Annotated in this window: 5 protein-coding genes and 1 pseudogene; 3 read left to right on the forward strand and 3 right to left on the reverse strand. The window is 45.6% G+C overall.

All coding sequences use genetic code 11. The annotated features are described in order from the left end of the window. Nucleotides 1–170: 170 nt before the first annotated feature. Nucleotides 171–278, forward strand: a pseudogene (locus H8A87_RS20585) (hypothetical protein); the annotation flags it as partial. A 2-nt stretch (nt 279–280) separates the two neighbouring features. On the opposite strand, the gene H8A87_RS20105 reads toward H8A87_RS20585, so the two are convergent. Continuing rightward, nucleotides 281–712, reverse strand: coding sequence for a hypothetical protein (locus tag H8A87_RS20105; RefSeq protein WP_232370379.1), 432 nt, complete (start codon nt 710–712; stop codon nt 281–283). Between the two features lie 174 nt (nt 713–886). Between H8A87_RS20105 and H8A87_RS19350 the strand changes: the two genes are divergently transcribed. Next, nucleotides 887–1111 (forward strand): hypothetical protein, encoded by a 225-nt coding sequence (locus H8A87_RS19350; RefSeq protein ID WP_198691508.1) that lies wholly within the window; start codon nt 887–889, stop codon nt 1109–1111. 303 nt (nt 1112–1414) lie between these two features. Beyond that, nucleotides 1415–1792, forward strand: a complete 378-nt coding sequence (locus H8A87_RS19355) for a hypothetical protein (RefSeq protein ID WP_198691509.1) — start codon at nt 1415–1417, stop codon at nt 1790–1792. A 50-nt stretch (nt 1793–1842) separates the two neighbouring features. On the opposite strand, the gene lysC is transcribed toward H8A87_RS19355, so the two are convergent. Further along, nucleotides 1843–2106, reverse strand: a complete 264-nt coding sequence (gene lysC / locus H8A87_RS20670) for an Rz1-like lysis system protein LysC (protein WP_198691510.1) — start codon at nt 2104–2106, stop codon at nt 1843–1845. Continuing rightward, a complete protein-coding gene (locus H8A87_RS19365; RefSeq protein WP_198691511.1) occupies nt 1994–2374 on the reverse strand; it encodes a hypothetical protein in 381 nt (126 codons plus the stop codon). The genes lysC and H8A87_RS19365 overlap by 113 nt, the downstream gene beginning before the upstream one ends. Nucleotides 2375–2399: the final 25 nt, after the last annotated feature.

Consider the following 2399-nt stretch of genomic DNA (forward strand, 5'->3'; position numbering starts at 1 on the left):
TTTATTGCGTACCCGGGATCGTCAGATCAACAGTATACAAATAATGACTTGACACTCAGAAGGGCATCCAAGGCAGTCAATACAGCAGTAAAAAGTTCCGCCGCTTACTCTGGCAAAACAAGATTATCCAAAGCCTGAGTCGCAGAGGCTGCTGCTATGATAATTCCCCGATGGAACGGGTATTCCGGCGTTTGAAAAGTGAATGGATCCCACCAGAAGGCTATCAGGATATTCATGAAGCGATAAGAGATATCACCCAATATCTGGGCGGGTACTATAACTACACCCGACCCCATAGTTTCAACGGGGGTATTTCCCCCGTTGAATACGAAAAGCAATGGGAACAGGCTAAAAAGGTGTCCGGAAATTCTTGTACCACTTCACTTTCACGCTGGACGAACCGTCTCATTTCTTCGCGGACTATCTGGCGGATGTGATCAGCCTGAGCCTTGTTTATCTTGACTGAATCAATGATGAGTGGTGAGTTTATGTAAGTAACCCCGGCAGCGACATTAAAGACTTTGAAGCCCTCGGCAGAAATGGTTACTTGTTTCTGTTCTGCTTTCTGTTTAGATTCATTGTAAATGCAGATCTTTTGAGGGGCGTTCTTTCCTATGCTCATCTCAATCTTCCCTTCTTTGTCATACCATGCTGAATATCCATCAGCCGTTATGGATGTACTGCCATCTTCTTTTATAAGTATCATCATCATAGTTTTCGCCTCATTTAGCATATTCAACTGATGTGTCTGATATAACCCCGTCATTTTTACATCGGGATTATATAAAACTCTGCATAAGTCACCCGTCACCGCCTTAAATATGGGCAATATCCGATAACCGGACTTCGGTTCTCTGACTGCATGGCGATCACCACTCGATGAATAATGATGGCCATGCAGGCCGTCTCTCCGGCTGTCACACCGCTTCTTCTGCCTACAGCGGATGTTGCTGATAATGACCCGTCCTACACGGTGGCAGGGGTTATTTTTGATTCTGTCTGTACGCTCGATGGAAAAGGAGCCATGTCAGGGCTAATACAGGCAGACGGCGATAACCCGACGCAGTTAAAGCGGTGTGCTCAAAAGAGAGACTTGAAAACAAGGGGTTAAGTCGTTTTGTCCAGCCCCTTGTGTCCAAGTAACACATTGAAACACAATGACTTTATTTCTTTTGTCCAGTACATAAATCAACCATAGAGATATCTCTGCAGTTGGAAATAAAAATGCCACCAGACCGTATGCGTTGGGTACGCGGGCATGAGTTATTGCTTTAACCACTCAAGGGAATGGGTAAAGGAATATGTTGTTTAGTTTCAGTGGGTAACTAACTGTTAAGTATTATTCGCTTGTTGTTGGGGAGAGATGGGTTTATGTGTTGTTGTGAATATGTTGCTTTTGTTGGAGGTGGTTATTATGTCCCAACAACATCAAGATTGTTTTAATTTACTAAGGCCGCTTATCAGGCGGTATCAACGACCAGATGGAGTTATGTCATTACGGATAGAAAGCACTACGGGTATTATAAGGGCAATTGGTAACCGTGTGGGCGTTCAGAATATGGGCCAGCTGATGAATGAATTGGGATTCACTCCATTTCTTGGCCGAATTGCCTTGCTTCCACACCCCTTTGATATAGATATGGTTTATTATGAGCGGAACATAATTAGACCCCTATCTGCTGATAATACTGGCAGATTAAATTTTGCCTTTCTCGTACAAAGAACTCAGGATGTTCATGCGCAAATTAATGCTTATGTAGCTTTGTATCGCCATTTGCCACCTAGCCCCTAAAACTCAGGGGCTTAGGCACTGCCTCCTAATATACCCCTGCAACCCCAGCATCATTTGCTCTGAGGTGGCAGGGTGTTCTTTTCTATTTCCCGTATCGCCTGCTTATCCAGATTGCACTGCTCAATGACTATCAGTAGCTGCTCATTCAACATGAGGCTGTCACTCCATGTCATTTTGTCGGGGATAACTGGGGGCAGACAGTCAGCGAGCAGATGCGCCGGAATGGGTATCGGTGGCACCTGAACGTATTCGGTTCGCGTGTTGCTGCAACCGGATAACAGCCCCGTCAGGCATAATGCGATTGGTGCAATCATGACTGGCAACCACCGTTTTGATAACCGTTTGGGTTTGCTCAGAATCCACGGCTGACCGGTTCCGGTTTTCGCTATTAATTCGTGAGAGGTCATTGATTATCCTGATGGAGTGAAAGGCGTTATCTGTGGCGGCCTGCTGATGCTTATACTTCGTGTCCAGTTCCGCGTAAGCTTCGGCTTTGTCCCGATACTCACCGTAATAGAACCAAAGCAGACCCGCGACGACAGCAAACGCCCCGAGGGTGAAGTATCGGCTGTTGAATTTCATATTGGTATCTCAATATGAGGTGCAT

Source organism: Xenorhabdus lircayensis, assembly GCF_016306625.1.
In the GTDB taxonomy this organism is placed as follows: Bacteria; Pseudomonadota; Gammaproteobacteria; order Enterobacterales; family Enterobacteriaceae; genus Xenorhabdus; species Xenorhabdus lircayensis.

Bases quoted from the DNA above. Each gene is read 5' to 3' on its own strand.
- H8A87_RS19350 (WP_198691508.1), top strand. From the start codon at position 887: ATGATGGCCATGCAGGCCGTCTCTCCGGCTGTCACACCGCTTCTTCTG.
- lysC (WP_198691510.1), bottom strand. From the start codon at position 2,106: ATGATTGCACCAATCGCATTATGCCTGACGGGGCTGTTATCCGGTTGC.
- H8A87_RS19355 (WP_198691509.1), top strand. From the start codon at position 1,415: ATGTCCCAACAACATCAAGATTGTTTTAATTTACTAAGGCCGCTTATC.
- H8A87_RS19365 (WP_198691511.1), bottom strand. From the start codon at position 2,374: ATGAAATTCAACAGCCGATACTTCACCCTCGGGGCGTTTGCTGTCGTC.
- H8A87_RS20105 (WP_232370379.1), bottom strand. From the start codon at position 712: ATGATGATGATACTTATAAAAGAAGATGGCAGTACATCCATAACGGCT.